The 19392-nt window shown below is 36.6% G+C and carries 18 protein-coding genes and 1 pseudogene; 12 read left to right on the forward strand and 7 right to left on the reverse strand.

All coding sequences use genetic code 11. The features are described 5' to 3' along the window. Positions 1-125 precede the first annotated feature (125 nt). The 10 genes and pseudogenes from FDX03_RS19030 to FDX03_RS19075 all read left to right on the forward strand — a co-directional run bounded on the left by FDX03_RS19030 (position 126) and on the right by FDX03_RS19075 (position 10219). On the forward strand, positions 126-1595 hold the full coding sequence (locus tag FDX03_RS19030; protein ID WP_115643006.1) for a PLP-dependent aminotransferase family protein: 1470 nt from the start codon (positions 126-128) through the stop codon (positions 1593-1595). Positions 1596-1823: 228 nt separating this feature from the next. Continuing rightward, positions 1824-2549 carry a GNAT family protein gene (locus FDX03_RS19035; protein WP_137346408.1) on the forward strand — a complete coding sequence of 242 codons (726 nt, stop codon included), beginning with the start codon at positions 1824-1826 and terminating at the stop codon, positions 2547-2549. A gap of 423 nt (positions 2550-2972) precedes the next feature. Next, positions 2973-3818, forward strand: coding sequence for a DUF6387 family protein (locus tag FDX03_RS19040; RefSeq protein WP_137346409.1), 846 nt, complete (start codon positions 2973-2975; stop codon positions 3816-3818). Positions 3819-4099: 281 nt separating this feature from the next. Beyond that, on the forward strand, positions 4100-4306 hold the full coding sequence (locus tag FDX03_RS19045; RefSeq protein WP_000795663.1) for an AlpA family transcriptional regulator: 207 nt from the start codon (positions 4100-4102) through the stop codon (positions 4304-4306). Between the two features lie 20 nt (positions 4307-4326). Continuing rightward, complete coding sequence (locus FDX03_RS23635; protein ID WP_001019190.1) at positions 4327-4626, forward strand: hypothetical protein; 300 nt, start codon at positions 4327-4329, stop codon at positions 4624-4626. Positions 4627-4920: 294 nt separating this feature from the next. Then, a pseudogene (locus FDX03_RS19055) lies at positions 4921-6122 on the forward strand (tyrosine-type recombinase/integrase). Next, on the forward strand, positions 6115-7425 hold the full coding sequence (locus FDX03_RS19060) for a tyrosine-type recombinase/integrase (protein ID WP_106731721.1): 1311 nt from the start codon (positions 6115-6117) through the stop codon (positions 7423-7425). Before FDX03_RS19055 ends, FDX03_RS19060 begins: the two are co-directional and overlap by 8 nt. Next, entirely contained in the window at positions 7422-9296 is a 1875-nt protein-coding gene (locus FDX03_RS19065; protein ID WP_137346411.1) for a DNA-binding protein, read from the forward strand. Before FDX03_RS19060 ends, FDX03_RS19065 begins: the two co-directional genes overlap by 4 nt. 14 nt (positions 9297-9310) lie before the next feature. Further along, positions 9311-9697, forward strand: coding sequence for a hypothetical protein (locus FDX03_RS19070; RefSeq protein ID WP_106731719.1), 387 nt, complete (start codon positions 9311-9313; stop codon positions 9695-9697). A gap of 96 nt (positions 9698-9793) precedes the next feature. Next, positions 9794-10219 (forward strand): hypothetical protein, encoded by a 426-nt coding sequence (locus FDX03_RS19075; protein ID WP_000360017.1) that lies wholly within the window; start codon positions 9794-9796, stop codon positions 10217-10219. Positions 10220-10272: 53 nt separating this feature from the next. On the opposite strand, the gene FDX03_RS19080 is transcribed toward FDX03_RS19075, so the two are convergent. The 4 genes from FDX03_RS19080 to FDX03_RS19100 all read right to left on the reverse strand — a co-directional run bounded on the left by FDX03_RS19080 (position 10273) and on the right by FDX03_RS19100 (position 13076). After that, positions 10273-10587, reverse strand: coding sequence for a cell wall-binding protein (locus tag FDX03_RS19080; RefSeq protein WP_137346412.1), 315 nt, complete (start codon positions 10585-10587; stop codon positions 10273-10275). A gap of 19 nt (positions 10588-10606) precedes the next feature. Further along, positions 10607-10993 carry a hypothetical protein gene (locus FDX03_RS19085; protein ID WP_137346413.1) on the reverse strand — a complete coding sequence of 129 codons (387 nt, stop codon included), beginning with the start codon at positions 10991-10993 and terminating at the stop codon, positions 10607-10609. 531 nt (positions 10994-11524) lie between these two features. After that, positions 11525-12685, reverse strand: coding sequence for a relaxase/mobilization nuclease domain-containing protein (locus tag FDX03_RS19095; RefSeq protein WP_137346414.1), 1161 nt, complete (start codon positions 12683-12685; stop codon positions 11525-11527). Beyond that, a complete protein-coding gene (locus FDX03_RS19100) occupies positions 12654-13076 on the reverse strand; it encodes a hypothetical protein (protein ID WP_137346450.1) in 423 nt (140 codons plus the stop codon). The genes FDX03_RS19095 and FDX03_RS19100 overlap by 32 nt, the downstream gene beginning before the upstream one ends. A gap of 208 nt (positions 13077-13284) precedes the next feature. On the opposite strand from FDX03_RS19100, the gene FDX03_RS19105 reads away from it, so the two are divergent. Next, complete coding sequence (locus FDX03_RS19105) at positions 13285-14052, forward strand: hypothetical protein (RefSeq protein ID WP_137346415.1); 768 nt, start codon at positions 13285-13287, stop codon at positions 14050-14052. Between the two features lie 128 nt (positions 14053-14180). On the opposite strand, the gene FDX03_RS19110 is transcribed toward FDX03_RS19105, so the two are convergent. The 3 genes from FDX03_RS19110 to FDX03_RS19120 form a co-directional block, all read right to left on the reverse strand. Then, positions 14181-15068, reverse strand: coding sequence for a hypothetical protein (locus tag FDX03_RS19110; RefSeq protein WP_137346416.1), 888 nt, complete (start codon positions 15066-15068; stop codon positions 14181-14183). 745 nt (positions 15069-15813) lie between these two features. After that, the gene (locus tag FDX03_RS19115) at positions 15814-16020 is read right to left on the reverse strand and encodes a hypothetical protein (RefSeq protein WP_071698745.1); all 207 of its coding nucleotides are present in this window, start codon (positions 16018-16020) and stop codon (positions 15814-15816) included. A 3-nt stretch (positions 16021-16023) separates the two neighbouring features. Continuing rightward, the gene (locus FDX03_RS19120; RefSeq protein WP_137346417.1) at positions 16024-16926 is read right to left on the reverse strand and encodes a hypothetical protein; all 903 of its coding nucleotides are present in this window, start codon (positions 16924-16926) and stop codon (positions 16024-16026) included. A gap of 306 nt (positions 16927-17232) precedes the next feature. Here FDX03_RS19120 and FDX03_RS19125 point away from each other — a divergent pair, with 306 nt between their 5' ends. Beyond that, entirely contained in the window at positions 17233-19392 is a 2160-nt protein-coding gene (locus tag FDX03_RS19125) for an AAA family ATPase (protein WP_227659664.1), read from the forward strand.

The following is a 19392-nucleotide window of genomic DNA, read 5'->3' on the forward strand; positions in this document are numbered from 1 at the left end:
GGTCTCCTGATAATTTTAGTCAGAGTGGTTTTCTATGGCGGTTATCCTAAATATTGCGTAAGCCACCGCAAAGAGACACTTTGCAAATATTTCCAGGATCCACTTTTAACGTAAGAGTGAGTGCAATGAAAAAAAATAGTGCACCTTTATTTCAGGAGCTTTTTTTAGAGCAAGGCGTTATTAAGGAACAGGTGTACCATGCGCTACGCAACGCAATCGTAGAAGGCCGTTTGCCGCCAGGGACAAAGATACCCTCAACCCGGGGACTGTCCGAGATGATGTCAATTTCACGGAACTCGGTAATTGCGGGTTATGACCGACTGTTAGACGAAGGGTATATTCAGACGCGCAAAGGTGCTGGAACCTTTGTCACGCCAAGTCTTCCTGACCGCAGCATTAGCGGTCTTTATCCTGAATTACAGCAAGGAGATGAACTGCCTGTTGATGGGCAGCTAAATGCGGATATCGTATCCGTTCGTGGTTTATGGTCTGGCGATGTTGAAGGGCGTGAAATGAACCGTCTGTTTGCCGTCGGTGTGGGCTGTACCGATCTCTTTCCTCATTCATTATGGGGCAAGTTACTGGGACGAGTCTGGAGACAATCCCGGCATCAACTCGGCTCTCATACCAGCCCCTGCGGTTTTTATCCCTTACGGAAAGCAATTTGTCACTACGTGAAAACAACGCGAGGGGTTAACTGTAGTGAAGATCAGATAATTATCGTAAACGGTATTCAGCAGGCGTTAAATATTACTGCCCGGGCGTTGCTTACAAAAGGAAATGACGTTTGGCTGGACGACCCTGGTTATAAAGGTGCGCGCGGGGTATTTATGTCAACAGGGGCAATTGTGAGACCTGTGCCGGTGGATAACGAAGGAATGAATGTTCAATACGGCATTGATCATTTCTCTCATGCGAAACTGGCCTATGTTGTTCCTTCCGATCAGTACCCGCTTAGCGGGACACTCAGTTTATCCCGACGACTTGAGCTACTGGAATGGGCTCGGGTTAACCGGGCATGGATATTTGAAGATGATTACAATAGTGAGTTTCGTTATGCCGCACGCTCTTTGCAAGCCTTGCAGGGATTAGATCAGCATCAGCGGGTAATATATTCAGGGACATTTTCAAAAATGATGTACCCAGAATTTCGTTTAGGTTTTTTAGTTGTTCCGCCAGGATTAAAAGAACAGTTTATCGTGACAAAATATTTTTCCGATATTGGCTCCAGTTATCTTGAGCAGGCGGTACTGGCGAGTTTTATTGAAGAAGGACATTACGCCAGCCATGTACGACGGGTTCGTAAGGCATGCTACGAGAGGCGAACGGCGTTGGTCAATGCTATTCAATGCTATCTTGCCGATAAAATGACCGTTCAGCCTTCTGATTCTGGGGTGCATATTGTCTGCTGGTTGCATGCCGGGTTGACCGGAGATGAGGTCGAACTGAAAGCCAGAATGCTGGGGTTGGGGATTCAATCATTGAGTCATTATTATCATGGTGATATCTCCCGGCAGGGGATTATGATCGGTTTTGCGAATCATCCACCAGAGGTTATTGTTGAGGGTATTCGTCGTCTTGCCCATGCCATGTAGCGTCGCTTTTATGCTGATAGCGATGGCACGTAATAATGTCAGTATTTCTTATTTCCACAACAGTGGCATGACCAGCATTTTTTAATTGCGGATAAGCAATACGGTGCTGATGTTCGGTATAGCATCGTCATGTGGATCTGTTAAAAACATCCATTGTGGTTCTTTTTACCCTGTCAGTTGTCTCTTACTCTGCAGTCATTTGACACTCTATTATGAGAGGTAAATAGCATGTCATCCACGTTTAATGAATTCCAGCAACCCGTTGGTTTAGCGTTACCTGACTGGCAAGGTGCGCGATTTCCTAAAGCTCAGCAGATCACCGGTCGTTATTGCAAACTTGAGCGTATTAACGTCGAACGCCACGCAAAGACGCTTTATGACGCCTATTGCGATACGCCTGACTCTCGCGACTGGACCTATCTCGCGACAGGGCCATTCACGACCTTTGATTCTTTCTTAAGCTATTTAACGAAGATTGCGGCGCAGACCGACCCCATGCATTTTGCCGTAATCGATTTGGCCAGCATGCAGGCTGTCGGCACGCTGGCACTTATGCGCATTGATGCAACGAATGGCGTAATAGAAGTGGGTTGGGTGACCTATTCATCACGCATGAAACGTTCGCGGGTTTCAACGGAGGTCATGTCGCTGCTGTTAGACTATGTTTTTGAGGGGCTGGGGTATCGCCGCGTTGAATGGAAATGCGATACGCTTAATGCGCCTTCTCGTGCGGCAGCAACACGCTTTGGTTTTACCTTTGAAGGCATATTCCGGCAGGCCGTTGTTGTGCACCAGCGTAATCGGGACACCGCGTGGTATTCGATCATTGATAGTGAATACCCAGCGCTACGCGAAGCGTTCACTCTGTGGCTTGATGAGGGTAATTTTGATAGCAAAGGACAACAGATTAAGCGCCTGGCAACGCTGATAAACAATGAAAGCACGACGGCATAGGTGCCAATTTTCTCTGGATTTGGCTGGATGTTCTCGGTCTGTAACGGGTACAAAAAAGCCCGCAGGGCTTGCGCCGTGCGGGCTCTTAGGACTTCATCGGATGACTCTGGTAATCACCGATGGAGAATTTTGGGCTGGCGTCCCTGTAATTAGCTATTCATTCCATTGATTTATAATATTATTTAAACTTTGAATTTTATATGTGGTTCTAAAAAGGAACCATAAATCGTAATGGTATGGGTTCTCACGATTAGCGGATTGGAGAATTGTATCAAAAGGAAACAAATTCTTCAGTTCAACTCCCTGCTGGTAGCTGAACTGCGCAAGCAGGATCTGCTTTTCACCGATTAGTGAATGCGGTAGTTTTTCAGCAAAACTGAATTCTATCCGTAGGGCAGTACCAGCATAGGTGGAGAATGGATTTTGAACAACTGGTCACCAGAGCACACAAAAGACATCAAGAGTTGGTTTAAGATTGATACATATCACAAATTTGAAGACCTCTCATTGCTCCAGTTTTACCATGAGATATGGGCTCGTAACTTGTTCTTTAAGGAGTATCGGGAAGAGTTTGAGAGCAGAACTCTTATGGGTTACTTCTCAAAAATTTTCAGTGGCAATCCTTTTTTAATTGAAGAAGGGCAACTGGGATACATGACTCCTGCCAACAATCTTTTTCAGCCTCCCCATTTTTTTCTAACAACTCTTGATCGCCTTGCTGAAACGAGCATCATTGCTATGCAACGCGGAGGTTTTGTTTGGGATGGTGATGACAATTATTCAATAAACAGAGATCTTCGGGAAGAATCACTTTCAGATATTATGCCAGATCAGTTTTCACGAACAGTCATGTTCGAGATTGATTTGGCAAGTGGCACAGACGAAGAGATTGCAGAGTCGCTTAAAGCTGTATTACCGCAGTGGCGTAAAATCAAAGGTATCGAACCAGATCCTTTAGAATCAGTTCGCTTTGGGTATGGAACTATCAAGAAACTCATCAGTTATCGTGTGATACCTATGCTGGATATCCTGGTGTGGGCAGCCGTTAAAAAAATCCGTGTCTCTGACGACAGGTTATCCAGACTGCTATATACAGACGATGACGAAGAAAGCGAAATGAGGCAGTCTAGCCAAATCAAAGATACCGACAGGCCTTTGGCTCTTAAATCCTGCACAACTGACTTTATCCGACAATTCCATTACTTCATGAACAAAAATAGCCATTTGAAGCAAATGAAAGTCTCTGATGTAATTAAACTATCGGATTAGAATTACATTTATAACTATTTGTTTTAATTGTGAAAATTAACTAAAGGCATCATTGTGAATGGTGCTTTTTTTTTGCGATTTTTACTTTAAACCGGGCATTTTGACACTTGCTATAAAACGGGGGAATTTCAGCTACTCTCAAGTTCCCCTTTTCTGTACGGCACCAACTTCGAGAAAACCATCCTGCATAGCTACGAAGAACCTCCGCTTCAGGAGCTTCGCTCTTTTCTTTACCCAACTGCTCGTATAGTGACTTCACCGCAACGACAAGGGATAACGAAATGAAAAATCAAGCAACCCGCCTAATACGATTACCAGAAGTTCTCGAACGAACTGGCTACGGAAAAGCTTGGATATATCGTCTGATCAACGATGGTAAGTTTCCTGCTCCTGTCAAAATTGGAAGTCGTGCAGTAGCTTTCGTTGAAAGTGAGATTGATACCTGGATTCAGTCTGTTATCGAAACAAGTCGAAATAATGTTGCTTAATTGAACATAGGAGCGGTTTTATGAATATCGAAGAATTTGTAAGCGAAGAAAACCATATGTGCAATTTATGCGGAGATCTTTTTTACAAGATCTTTGACCAAGAAGTGATTTATGACTTACCTAATAACGAGTTTAATAAAGAAATCATTTACTGGCTCAGTCAGTACCTTGTAGGAAATCTGAGAGAACCTTTAGACTCGATCTCTGAGCTTAATGCTTGCAAACAGATATATGTTTACGAGACCTGGTTATCTCTAATTAAATGTCCTGATGAATTGAAACTCCTAGCGAAGCGGATAATTTTATATCTAATGGATTAAGAGCTTTTTATGAAAGTGTAAAGTTTGGCTGCGTAATTTACCTTAAAACTTTACAGAATAAATTACATTATTTTGGTTGTCGTTTATTAGCAAGGCAGTGAGATAGTTTCGAAGTATTAGGTGTACATAATCTTTACTAGATCTACCAGATGATAATTTGACAGGAATAATCGTCTATCTCACTGTTTTAATTTAAATAAATATCGTAATCGATCCAAATAAATTTGTAAATCTACGAAATGCTTATTATTAATATATTGGAATTATACTTTTTGTAAGGTTTAGGAGGAAAATATGAGCAGTATTTGTGTAGATTCGTTTATGTTGGAAAATGGTGAGAGGTATTGTCATGTTGTAAATAAAAAACTGGTGAGCCATTGTATTATCCAAATTTGTATATAACAACACAAGTCAGAAATCGGTCAGAGTCTATATTAACAATGAAAGTTATTGCCGGTAGCATTTCATTGTTATATCGATTCTTTATGAGGAAAGAGATCAATATTGATGAAAGAATTCAGAAAAGGATATTTCTGGCTCCTCATGAAATTGATGATTTGATTGAGTTTACTTCATTCAATTTTAAAAGTGGTGTAGATAGTGATTTTTGCGGTTCAAATGTCAAAAAACCAACTAAGTATTTTCGGATTACAACAATAGCTAACTATCTGGAATGGCTATGTAAAATACTTCTTTCTCATACAGGTCAGAAAGATACAATCAAAGAGATACTTGTTTTCATTAACAACATAAAAAGAAAGAAACCAAGAAACAATGACAAATATGTTATGGATATCGAAAAGAGCTTAGACAAAGCTCAACTGGATTCTTTGTTTAGCATTCTTTCGCCAGGAAGTAACTTGAATCCGTTTACGGAAATAGTACAAAAAAGAAATAACCTAATATTCCTATTATTACATTACTTTGGCATGAGAGCCGGTGAACTTTTGAATCTGCGAATTGGTGACATAGATTTTGCAGAATCAACAATAGCAATAAGGAGGAGAGCAAATGATAAAACAGATTCACGAGTTTATCAGCCATTAGTGAAGACTTGTGAGAGGAAGTTAATTGCTCATGCGAACCTTATATATGAAATTTCAGATTATATCTTGAATGATCGTAGGAAAGTCAAAAATGCTAATAAGCATGACTTTCTTTTTATTACCTATAAAGAAGGGAAGACTCAAGGGCAACCGCTGTCATTTTCTTCATACCATAAGATAGTGAGTGTTGTTCGTCAATCATCCTCGCTTCTAAGTGGATTAACAGGCCATAAATTACGACACACATGGAATTATGAGTTCTCGAAAACAATAGATAAGGCTAAGGACATATCCGACGAAAAAGAGCAACAAATCCGTTCTTATCTAATGGGATGGTTACCAGGTTCAGACACTTCAATAATCTATAATCGCAGGCATATTTTTGAGCTATCGAAAAAAACTGCACTTGAGCAGCAAGAGCAACTATTTAAAGGAGGATTTGATGAATAATTTAATTAAACAAAACTCTGATAAAATGTCAATTCATGAACAAAAAATCGTCACTTTGATTGAGAGCTATGGAATCAATATTAGAGACTTGATATGTGCTATGAACAAAAATTTGGTTTGTGGATTTGTGAATACATTACAGTATTATTTTTGTAGTAGAAGCCATTTGTATGTAAAAACAATAGTTAAAAATATGAAGAATTTTATTAACAATGTTTCTCCTAATTACATTGATGATAAAGTAATAATCCAATATCAAAATATGCAATCAGCAAATAAACCATCATATTTTCGAGGTTTACGGCCATTTTTTACTAAATGGTTTGAATTAGGATACCCCGGAATAGATGAAAGTGCTGTTGAAATAGCAAAGCATTTTGACCTAAAAATAAAAAAAGCTGGTCAACCTATATTACAAGATGATCCAACTGTGGGTCCACTGACTAAAGAGGAACACACTTCCTTGATCAAGGCTATGAGTCACGCATATAGCATAGGTGAACTGTCACTGGCAGATTATGCGATATCGCTATTAATAAGTCTTACCGGTAGAAGACCTCAGCAGTTAGTTATGTTGAAATATAAAGACCTTCTTCAAAAGAAGTTAGATAATGGTAAAGTAGAATATTTAATTTCAGTACCACGAGTTAAACAAAGGGGTAAACAACTACAATATCGAGAACTGCCAATAATCTCAGAGGTTGCATCAATTGTTCAACTTCAAGCTAATCATTCCGTGAGGCTTGTTGAGCAAAACCTTGGCAAAACCCTTGATGATCATGCCAAAGGCAAGGTTCCAGTTTTCTTGAACGAGGAAAAACTGCTTGATTTAGCCATAATAGATTTTAACTTCCTGGAATCTAATAAAATATATGCAAAACCAACAATTGCTAATCGAGCATTAAAGAATATTGTTAATACTGGGAACTTAATTTCAAATCGTACAGGTTCTCTACTCAATGCTACTCCTCGCAGGCTTCGTTATACAATAGCAACTATGCTGGCTAAGGATGGTCATAATGCCAATACTATAGCTGAATTGTTGGATCATTCTTCTACTTCAAGTACGGGAATTTATATTAAAAATCTTGCTGAGAGTGTTGAAAGGATTGATTCCGCTGTTTCAGAACAATTGTCATTTGTCGCTGAAATTTTTATGAATGGAATAAAATCAAAAGAGATGATGAATTTCAAGTTTTGCTCCTCTAGAAAATGCCAAAGTCAGAATTTAAATGTAAATTTTCCTTGTAATGAATGTGCTTTCTTTATGCCAGTTGATATTGACGAGGTAAATCCCCGATGAACAATATTATTTTATTTAAATCTAAAAAAGAACTTACGGCTGAAAACAATTATAATGAATTCATAAATTTTTGTCGCTATCAACTATCAGGGCTCACCCAAACTCAGGATTGGGAACAATATGTCTGGAAAGGGTATGTAACCTTTAGAAAGATAGGGGTTGGACATAAAGCATTTAACTCCAAAGATGCAATGCATGAAGATTTTCTCGATTTTGCAAAAGCATATATCAGATATCAACACTCATTGAAACCCTTGAAAAATTATGGGGCAACAATGATGGCTTTGAGATGTCTCGAACAGGCTCTTTTGCAGGTTCTGAACAGTGGTCTCATTTATAATGTTACAGCCGTTGTTTTTGATGAGGCAATGCAAATCGGAAGCAAATATTTTGAAGGTAATGTTCTCGCTCAATGTGGGATACAGCTTGAAAAAATATCAAAATTTCTATGTGAACATAACCTTGTGAAATCAGGATACATATCCTGGAAAAACCACGTGAAGCAGAAGGTCAAAAACAACTATCTTCCTGAGATTGAGGACTATCACAGAAACGATAAGTTACCCGATGAAGCAGCATTACTTGCTATTGCTGATATTTTTTCTAAAAATGATGAGCTACTGAGTCCAAGGGATAAATTCACCAGTGCAGTATTTGCACTTCTGCTTTGTTGTCCGAGCAGAATTTCTGAGATTTTAGCCTTACCTGCTGATTGTGAGATTACACAAAAAGATGAGAAGGGTATCGAAAGATATGGTCTGAGATTCTATTCGGTTAAGGGGTATGGCCCTAATATCAAGTGGATTCCACAGGTTATTATACCAGTTGCGAAGAAAGCGATTAGAAGATTGCTTTCCTTATCACAAAATGCAAGGGTGTTTGCTCAATGGTGCGAAAAATATCCTGATAAATTTTACCAACATGAACTTTGCCCAAAAGTTGATGAAAAATCAAAGTTGACAGTTATACAGGTTTGTCATGCACTTGGCTACCCTTTATATGATCACAAATCATGCGTTCTAAAAATTAAAAAGACAAGTTTGGATGGTGGGAAAAGTTTCTTAAACCCCAATGATTATAGCTATTCATTAAGTGAGTTATGGGAAATAATTATCTCTGGTTTTAGTAAAGACTTTCCTTGGTATGATGAAGAAAAATCCATAAGATTTAGCAATGCATTATGTTTATTAAATCCTCGCCAATTTACTTTATCCCAAATGATTGATATCTACTCATTTCATAAGCCAACTAAAGGATTCTTTTTTAATGATATACAAAATAAAAAACGTCATGAGCATGGATTTAAAAATATTTTCGCCCGACACGGGTATTATGATAGCGAAGGTCAACCACTATTTATTCGCTCACACCAACCAAGACATCTTTTAAACACAATAGCCCATTATGGTGAAATGTCTGAACTGGATATAGCTAAATGGTCTGGTCGTGTCAATGTGAATCAGAACAGAGTTTATAATCACGTGTCAGAAGAAGATATGTTAGATAAAATCAAAACTATTAAATTGAGCATGGAAAATTATTGTCAAAGGAAGTCAATACCCACAAATGAATTGACAGTTGATTTTGATAACCTGAATCAAGGAGCAATTCACTTAACAGAATTTGGCTACTGTGTGCATAACTATTTAGTTCGTCCGTGTACTAAAATCAATGAATTTATAGAATATGATAATGAAACACTGGACATGAAATCAGTAGATAGAATTAGACTGGAATCAATGCGAGAAAAATTAATGCAATTGATAAATATAACTCAGATCGCTTTTGAAAATGGTGACTATGGGGCTGATAAATGGTTGCAGCACCACGAAAAAAACTTAGAAAGAATTAATAAACTTTTGAATAATTGAAACAGGAGATGCATATGGCAAAACATTTAAACAGGAGTGAAATAAAGGCAATTACACACATGATACTGACTTGGGACGGCAAAATCACATGGAGTGATTTATGTGAATCAGTTTATAAGAATCTAAATAGAACTATCACAAGGCAATCTTTAAGTGCTCATGATGAAGTTGTTGAAGCATATAGAACAAAGAAAAAATTGTCCAGTTTGAAAAAATCTGGTCTTAAGAAACCAGCTAACTTAACTATTGCGGCACAACAAATAATAAACCTTAAAGCCGAAAACGAAATGTTGAAGAAACAGAACAATAGATACAAAGAGCAATTTAGCTATTGGCAGTATAATGCTTATAGACATGGCCTTTCTATGGAACAATTGAACAGGCCATTTAATAAAAAATGACAATTGATAGGTTACACCTATTGACAAGCTAAATAAATACGATAAATATAAATATATGGTCAGGCTGACTATTTCAATTATGCAAGGATGCATTTTATGGACAAAAACATCATCAATTCAGAGTTTACTCTGGAAGAGCAACTTATCATTATAATTGATAAATATATCTCAAAACGGTACCAGCCCGGAGATAAAAGTTTTTCATACCAGCTATACTTAATTTTTGTAGGATACCATTTAAAATATTTCTACCCTAAAAGGATTTATTCCAAATCTAATCGTAATATTGATAACATAATGGCTATGTTTAGCTCGGTATACAAAAGTCTGACAAGCAATCTACTACAACGATTAAATAACAAAGAAGGGGTTCTTAGAGAGCTAAACTCGCTTGTTAATTACATAGATAACAACCAGGAAAAAGCAGAAGAAATCTATGCTACTGTCAGAGCACAATATGAAATGAAAGTAATTGAGGGAGAGTTAACCCATGAAGTTCGCGTGAGAACCGTCAGGTTATAGGCAATAAAAAAGCCCCTATGCAGGGGCTAAAAGAGACTTCTTGATATAGAATACTACTGAACTTCTTTCCAGACACCATCAGCTTTCACAAGCTTAACAGGCTTTGTTTGTTTCATGTTGCTAATTGAAGCATCGACAATGCAGTTGTAAACATTGTTTGCTTCTTCTGTGCAACTTAGTTTCTTAACATAATCTATTCTTAAAAGATCTTTTTCGGGAATACTTGAGTTCAGAGCTTTCATACTTGCATTTGATCTATCTACAACACTTTTTAAAGCATTGTATATGTCTTTTTCAGAAGGTTCGGAATTACAGGCTGTTAATAGAAAAGTAGAAAGGATAACTGCGAGAATAGAGTATGTTTTCATTTTCTTGTCCAGGAAACGATTAATTAAGAATGCCAGATTTTGTATTGTTATTCTCAGTGGAGAATGTCCACTTGCTTACGGTTTCTCCATTGAAGTCGATTTCGAGAGTTTTAAACTGAGTCTGGGAACCGCCAGTTAGCAAACCGACAACAGGGATAAAAGTCGAGGCATTGAACTGATTGTTATACATGAAATATCTCCATTGCTCGTTGCCATCGTCAAGAGTCGTTCTGGTGTCAGGCTCACCAAGTTGCACAAGTAGCTCTGCCTTAGTTGTTTTGTTTTTAATTATTTTCGATTGAAGGCTTTGAGCCGTTTCATTTTTGATTTTTTGGTTCCCTGATGTTGAACAGCCAGAAATTAAAAATATTGCAATGAAAAAGGAGGTTATAATAAATTTATTCATTTTATCTTCCTTATTATATTTGATTAGGGTTAGCTTTTATGTGTGAAAACGGCTCTGTGTGCAAATTTCTTACGTAAATAGAATCTTAAAGAAATTGCTGATGCAAAATAGATAACGACAGCAAATATAAAACTTTGACTGACAGCGAATATGAAGAAAGCTATCGCCAACAGCACAATTCCTATTAGTAAAGCTAACCAAGATGAAACGGCTCCATATTTGATGGTTGAATGACAGCCAGTGCAGACGCTAACTCCAAACTGGCTCTCTTTGAAGCAGAACGGGCACTTTATTGTTTCGTTTTTCATATCAACCTCAAGGTTGCAGATTAAATGGTGCGTTTACAGAGATTCTCGATGACCGACTCTCTTTAGTAAAATTGCTTGTACCGATCGATGATTAGCCCTTGATAGGTGCTGGCTATCACAACTAGATTATCGATCTGTAATAACGATCAATATTTTCTTGACTAAACGAAAATTTGTTACTACAGATAAAGTGCGGTTACGGAAAGTATTTGTAATTGACTGTCTATAAACGAATTTTTCTTGCAGGTTTTAGATGATGTGTTGAATAGACTTCTGAGAAGTTTGTAGGGGTCTTATGAAGAATGCTCTTACCATAGCTTCGCAGAAGCTCTATGAACCTTCTGATAAATGGAATCCAGCCGATGAGCCTGAGATGCTTTTGCTTTTTGACGGAATTTTTTTGAAGAATCTTTTCTACGATTTCATTCCGTTTGTCTTCTCTGAGCCGTAGTTCCAGTTCGACAATTTTTTCACTTATGCTTTCCCTTGGAATATCCGTTGTTGCAACATCTTTTGCAGGAGCAGGAGCAGGAGCAGGAGCAGGAGCAGGAGCAGGAGCAGGGATAGCTTCCTTTATAGCCTGCATAGCTTCTAAGTGGTCGGGGTCGTAGTTAAGCCGATTACTGAGATTTGCCCAAGAATAGCTTTTACCCAATTGCGAAGCTTTGAAAGCAATATCGCGGTAAGAAAATGAGAAGCCGTTCATTTTCCCGGTAGAAGCGACATTCGCCGTCCAGCCGACTTCTGCTTCTTCCAGCCTCTTGATAAAAGTTAGAAGGTCCGGCTTATCAGATAAACTTTTATCAAGTATCTGCTGCAGAGCTTCTCTTGGTGAAAGCACCCCGGTTCGTTCCGATAGCATTTTCTCATTACGGGACACTCTCTTCCGCTTCGGTTGTGCTTGCGATGGGGGAGATGCAGTTTTGGTCACTGTCAGGCCATGAGCGACTTCGAGTTTACTGATGATCTGTGTGCTGATGAGGTTTTCGTTCCTACCCAAGTAGAGCTTCCCACCATTGAGATCTATGCGACTTGCGATAATGTGTATGTGCTGGCCATCGTCGTCATGAAGCACATAGCAACGAAGGTGAGTATCACTGAACCCCATCCTCTTCATGTAGTCATCTGCGATAATGGACCACTGTTCATTCGTTAGTGTTTCACCGTCGGGTAAGCGAAGTGAGTTGTGCCAAACTGGTTTTGCGACATCCAGGCGAAGATGCTTGGTGCTATCGAATTCAGCGATCAATTCAACGGCTGAATCACTTAACATGTTCCCGCCAATGACGACTGGATCACTTTTGTGGTGTGCTCCCGATTGCAATACATAACGAACAACACCAGCGAAGCTCTTACCCCTCTTGATCTTCCGCATACCCTTCACGAGGGACACTCCAAAAATCTGTTCTTAACAAGTTGTGACGAAGCTCTTCAAGTTGTCGCTTCACAGCGAAAAGCTCTGTATGAGTAAGCTGGCTATCTCTGCTCTTACCATCGATATGGATCGCAATTCTATTTAGCTTTTGTGATATGTCAGTTAAAGCTTTCCATGCATCGATGTTGATCTCTGGAATAATGGAGGGTAGTTTATGAATGAAAGCCTTGCGGAGCCATTCTCCTTTGGACATAGAGCCGCGTTTGGTATTGAGAAGTTGAAGTTCTGCATTATTAAGTCGGACACTAACACAATGGGTTCTGAGCGTTTCTGGTATGAAGTTAGTAAGGTTTGATGGTTTTTTTATGACCGGGGGGGGCGTGTTGGTAATGTTTTCCATTAATAGTTCGTTTTTCATATGAACTCCTTTTCATATTACAGTTTAATAAAATATATATCACTTTCAAAAAAGGTCAATATCCTGTGGTTAGAATTTATTACATATGCAATTTTTATAGGTAGGTGATTATGAAAAAGTGAATTATCATGACTTTAGTTGTAACAGATCAAATTGTTTTTCTATTTAATTTAAGAATGGATGATTGGGAATGAACGAAGATCTATGGAATTATTTATGTAAAGATACTGTTGATGCTATGATAGAACATGTTAAGCCGTTTTTATCACCGATTTCTTATACTACGGATGAAGGTTATGGGATACTTCACGGAACAGGTTCTTATATAACATTCGATGACAAAGAATATTTAATAACTAACGAGCATGTAGGTAGTTTGGATAAAAAAACAACTTTGCAAAATCAGTTTTTTAATGACGATAATATTTATCTTTTAAAAAATAAATTTAAAAATAAACCGTATCCTATCGATGTTGCTATATCTCATATTGATAAAAAATTATGGTCTACTCATACGGAATATGCACAAGCGATACCATCCAACAGATTTTCTCTCAAACATAATCCTTATAAAAATGAATTACTATTTTTAGCTGGTTACAGTGGCGAACGTTCAGGATTTCACTATAACAATTTAATAAGCAGATGCACTCCATATTTAACACAAGAAATTGCATTACCTGATAATATTCAGGATGCTGATGCAGGTTTTCATTTTTCATTACCTTATAAACCAGAACTTGCTACAAGCGTTGATGGTACTTCTTCACTACCTGACCCGCACGGCTTTAGTGGTTCTTTGGTATGGGATACCAAACGCATCGCTTGTTTAGTTGAAAAGAGAGATTGGGAACCGTCTATGGCTGAAGTGACCGGAATCTTATGGGGATGGCCATCATCCTCATCCTGCCTCCTGGCAACTAGAGTGGAAAAATTATCGTTGAAAGATTTACTGTAATATATGCGATGAGTTTATCAACTTTATTTAGAGTGATTTTTTCTTGATAAACTCATCTAAAATGCACTAATGATTGCAAATCGAGATGAATACAAATATCACATTAGCAAACGGTCTATTTTCTAAGTTTAGCCTGTGACAATTTCATTGAAATCACTCAGATTTTCTCCAGAATACATAAATAGATCACTATAAAAATCAATAAGTAAATGAAGAGAATCTATAAATTTTGCATAGTGTTCATATTTTGGAGCACAGTCATTTTCCAAATAAACTACGGTATTGTTGATTTCTAATTTAAAGTCCTTACCTGATTTATTAACTCCAATATTATGTATTGTGTTCCGCAATGGGAATAGAAAATGAATTAAATCAATGGCATCTTTTTTTAATTTTTCGTCACGTAGTCCCGTATAGCTAATTTTACTTATAATGAAATCAATTTTTTCTCTTGATGAAATATATGAGTTAGTATCTTTGAATATTAAATTTTTGAGTTTTTCTGCCTCCTCAAGTTTACCTTCGTTAATTAACCCAACATAAATACATAATCTTTTTTCAAGTTTTATTAGTCTTTTTGAACCTGTTGGGTTAGCCAATTTAACGCTTTCATATGTTTTGCAAACCCAGAATTCAAAGACGGAAAATGCATTGATAAAAAAACGAGTTAGAACTCTATGCAGGAGATCATCAGCATCGGAGACGAAGCATTTTCTCAGATCTTCTAATAGTAAATCAGTATTGTTATCGCCATTGCTAATTTCGATGTAATTGTAATATTTGTTATCCGATACAAAAGATTCTATAAGTTGGAAAATACCACTTCTGTGATTGGAGTTAGTCAATTCATCATTCATTATGAATAATAGTGGAATGTCAATTTCATCACTCAGATCTGAAAAGAAGGTGCTACCTAACATCAGTCCTTTCGCCATATACTCCCAATGAAGACATCTTCTTTTCAGGCTTGCTAAAGCTTGCAGCCTATCAATGTTATTATCATCGAATTTTTTCATGATTATCACCTTAAATTAAATTTTAATTATTAAGTCTATTAAATCCTTGAGAAGAATTATTTACTATATTTATAGTGAAGGGTTTTAGCAAGGGAATAATCAACAAAATAAAGGTCATCTGTGGTAATCTTTATTTTGTTCTAAAAGCAAAAGGGTATATGGCTTAATATTGAAAAAAATCTTATAGATATATGACGAATAATCAACATGCTGATTTTATCAAATAAATTACAGATTATTCAATCTTGTAATTGTTAGTTAAATGTAACTGGGTTGGTATCTTTTTCAATCAAAGAGCAGAAAAAGCAAGGAAACTCAGAGAAGCGGAGCTTCGGAGAGTTAGCCCTTGCTATTAGTAATATGGTATAGAGGCAAATGACAAGATAACCAATGTTATTTATCATGAATTTATCAAAAAAGTCTATAGACGTATTGGTTAATGTTTTTAAAGTTAGTAAGGCAGTTGTTAGAGCACTTACTGAAAATAAAACAGTATCATTTGCTGATTTAATCAGATCACGTTCAGTTTTATTTTTTAATTCTACCAAACGATAAAAGAAAGGGATAACAATACAAATTGGAAAAACTAATAAATATGGTGAGCTAAGGTCAAAGAAAAAAAATAATATTATGAGAACAAATAATAATTTTATGCTTTTTTTGTACGTGACTATCAGCGGTTTTGGAATTTTTTTTCATAATTTTATTCATTTTTAATTGAGCCAGCAGTGGCTGGCTCTAGTGGTTAGGCTGCCAGACCTTCATTGGGGCGATCTGAATCTTCTCTGCTATCTTTTTCAGCAGCATAAGTAGATTCACGTGACTTAGTAGACATCCCTGAGCCGTAGATCTTCTGAGCTTCACTATTTTCTGGTTTCCAAGCCCAGTTTGAAACATCTACTTTTTGTTCCGATTCCATTTTTTCAAGAAAATTTAAACCAAATACATTCATAGTTCACCTGCTATTTGAAGTTAACCAATTTGCAATGGACCCGGAAATATCCATGCCGGATAAATCTTCGATCCACAACCATTGACCAGCAGAATTCACCTCTAAGAACCACCAGTCATTATTTTCATCAACGATGAAATCTAAAGCCCCATATCGAAGGTTTAACTTAGACATTAAGGAATTTATTTTTTCCTTCACCGAAGTGGGTGCATCAATTTTCCAGTGCGGTGTATTAGGTATATCGTATCTACGCCAGTCTATTTTTGCCTTGTTTGAATGCTGAGAGTCTATAGCACAAGCAAAATGTTCATCTTCAATTACTGTGTATCTAACTTCAAATTTTTTATTAACATATTTTTGAAGAGTAATTGGATTTTCTGAATAGTTTGCAAAACTTTCTAATTGTTCTAAAGTTATTTTGTTTACATATAGACCTAATAACTCACCTGATTCAGAGATATACATATCTTGAGACATGAATTTAAGAACCGAATCAGGGTAAGTAGTTAAGAAATTTTTGAGGTCTTCTTTGGAGTTTGAAGTTATAAATAGTGGATTATTTAGTCCAACTTCATTAGCTATTTTGTGTTGAAAATACTTGTTATCAGCGAGAATTGCATCTCTTACATGATTAAACCAGCAACTTTCAGATAATGCATTATATAGACCAAAAAGGCTTTTATTCCATTCAGATCGCCATAATCTGAAACCATTACTTTGATCTTGCTGTTGTTCCGAATTGACTTGAACAGATACCCGCCTTGGCCAAACACATTTTACGGATGAATTTTTGATTGTTTTTCCGTTCTGGGAGATAGTCCATTCAGAGCCATCAAAGCTAATTTTTGTATCTTTAAGGGCTTCTATATCTAAATTCAAACGGAAATAGTTATCACCGAGTTTCATCGAAACTATGTCTGCATGAACATCGTTACTGTCAGTAAGTATCAAGATCATTGTTAGGATGTATCTGAATTTTTTTGTTTACTTAATATCCGATAGTTATGTTTCATCGTCAATATTAATTTTTATTGAATATAAGGTATTGATTTAAAAGTAGTTTAATCACCGCATTGGTTTTCATAATGTAATTTACATATGATATTATATTATTTCTTTTAGTCTTTCTTGTAAATTACCTTGCTTTTACTTGACTTAGTCAGACTTTTGTACTCGATAGCTTTGTGCTTCTTGTGGCTATGGAGTAATCTAATGTGTAATAAAACTATGCTAAGGGTCCAATCGATTACTATGTATATCAATAAATTAGCTATTAGAAATTATAAAAACTTTCGAAGCTCAAATTTCTGCTTTGTTAAAAACTCAGTGAATACAATTATCGGTGAGAATGCTTCAGGTAAAACAAATTTGTTTAATGCTATGCGATTGATTCTTGATGACTCACTTCCAATGAATTCAAGAGTTCTATCAGGTGAAGATTTTTATCGTGGCTTAAATGACCCCTTCGGGCACTGGATTATTATCACAATGTATTTTGATGATTTAAGTGAATCTGAAGAAGAACAGGTTATTGCGAACTATACAATAAATAATGGTAACGAAGAGGCATTAAAAGAAGGAAATTATACATTTATATATCGCCCAAGATTTCATATTAGGCAAAAGCTATACGAGTTAACTGTAGATAATAAAGATTTAGAATCAAGATTAGAGGCTTTTACAGAGTTGAAATCAACTTGTATAATATCCAAAGAGACTTACGAGGCTGTCGCTTTTGTTAGAACAAAAGTTGATTTTAATAATGACGAAGTTTATAAGCAAGTAGTTGGGGATTTTGAAAATTACATTTTTTCAAATCCCAATGAAGATGATGCTACAGTCATTGGTGTAAAAAAACCGCCATACTTCGCCTTAGGTAGTGAAGTTGCTTGTACTTATGTCAAGGCTCTTCGCAACGTGGTAGCTGATTTAAAGTATTATAAAACTAATCCACTGTATAAATTGCTCACTTTAAAAAGCAAACAAATTGATGATAGAAAAGATATTTCTGAGAATGTTAAGAACATTAATGAACAAATTTCAGCAATTCCTGAAATTGCGCGATTAAGTAATAAAATATCAACATCTTTACTTAATACGGTTGGCTCAACATATTCGCCAAAAATATTGGTTTCATCACAACTACCCGAAGATTTTACTGAATTAATCCAATCACTTGGATTAGTAGTCGAGGATTCTTTAGATTATGACGGTTCAGGAAGAATTGATGATTTAAGTCTTGGGGGGGCAAATTTAATATATTTGGCTTTAAAATTATATGAGTATGAAGAAATTAGAGATGCTGAAGAGCATATAACTCATTTCCTATTGATTGAAGAACCAGAGGCTCATATACATAATCATATTCAGAAAACTTTATTTGACAATTTTAATTTTCAAAATACTCAAGTCTTCGTTTCGACTCATTCAACCCAAATAAGCTCTGTTTCTAAAATCTCGTCGATGAATATTTTGGCTCGGCAACGAGGATATACAGATATCTATCAGCCTTCCAACGGACTACAGCCAAAAGAAATTTCGTCAATTGAAAGATATCTTGATGCAATCCGTAGTGATGTGTTGTTTGCTAAAAGTGTAATTCTCGTTGAGGGTGATGCTGAATTAATAATAATCCCAGAACTTATAAAGGTCACTTTAGGTATTAGCTTGGATGAATTAGGTATTAGCTTAATAAAATTGGATGGGACTGTATTTAAGCATATTTCAAATCTTTTTCATAGTAATAGATTAAAACGCTATTGCGCAATTTTAACTGATAAAGATTTGGCATATGTGCAAGAACCGGATGAACTATTTGATGCTGATTTCGTTGAATCTTTGAAAAACGCTGAGACTGACGGTTTACGCAGAGAACGAGAGTTGGCAGAGTATGTAGAAGGCAATCAATTTGTCTCCGTTTTTTATGCAGAGAATACGTTTGAAACAGAGCTTGTTCGGTATGATGAAAATTCCGATCTTTTCAACAGTGTCATTAGGACAACATATAAAAGATCAGGTGATATTGAGCGAGTTGTTGCAGGTATTAATTCCGATGATTTACGGGTAAGATTTAGAACTGCTCTTTTTTTCGCCAATAAAATAGGTAAAGGGTGGTTAGCTACTGAAATGGTAGAGTATCTCCATAATGAGAATCGTGTTCCTGACTATATATTAAAAGCGATTCATTTTGCACTTAAAGATAGAGAACTGAATGCTGTGCTTACTAAAATGCTTGCCTATAATATGTCTTTAATGGGAACTCACTGGGATGATGTATGCAACAAGATTAATTCTGAACCTGATTTTGATAAAAAGATGCAAGAGTATAGGAAACATTTCAATGATAGCTTTTCTAGATTTTGGGAGTTGTAA

The sequence above is a fragment of the Citrobacter sp. wls827 genome (assembly GCF_005280875.1).
Taxonomy (GTDB): domain Bacteria; phylum Pseudomonadota; class Gammaproteobacteria; order Enterobacterales; family Enterobacteriaceae; genus Citrobacter; species Citrobacter youngae.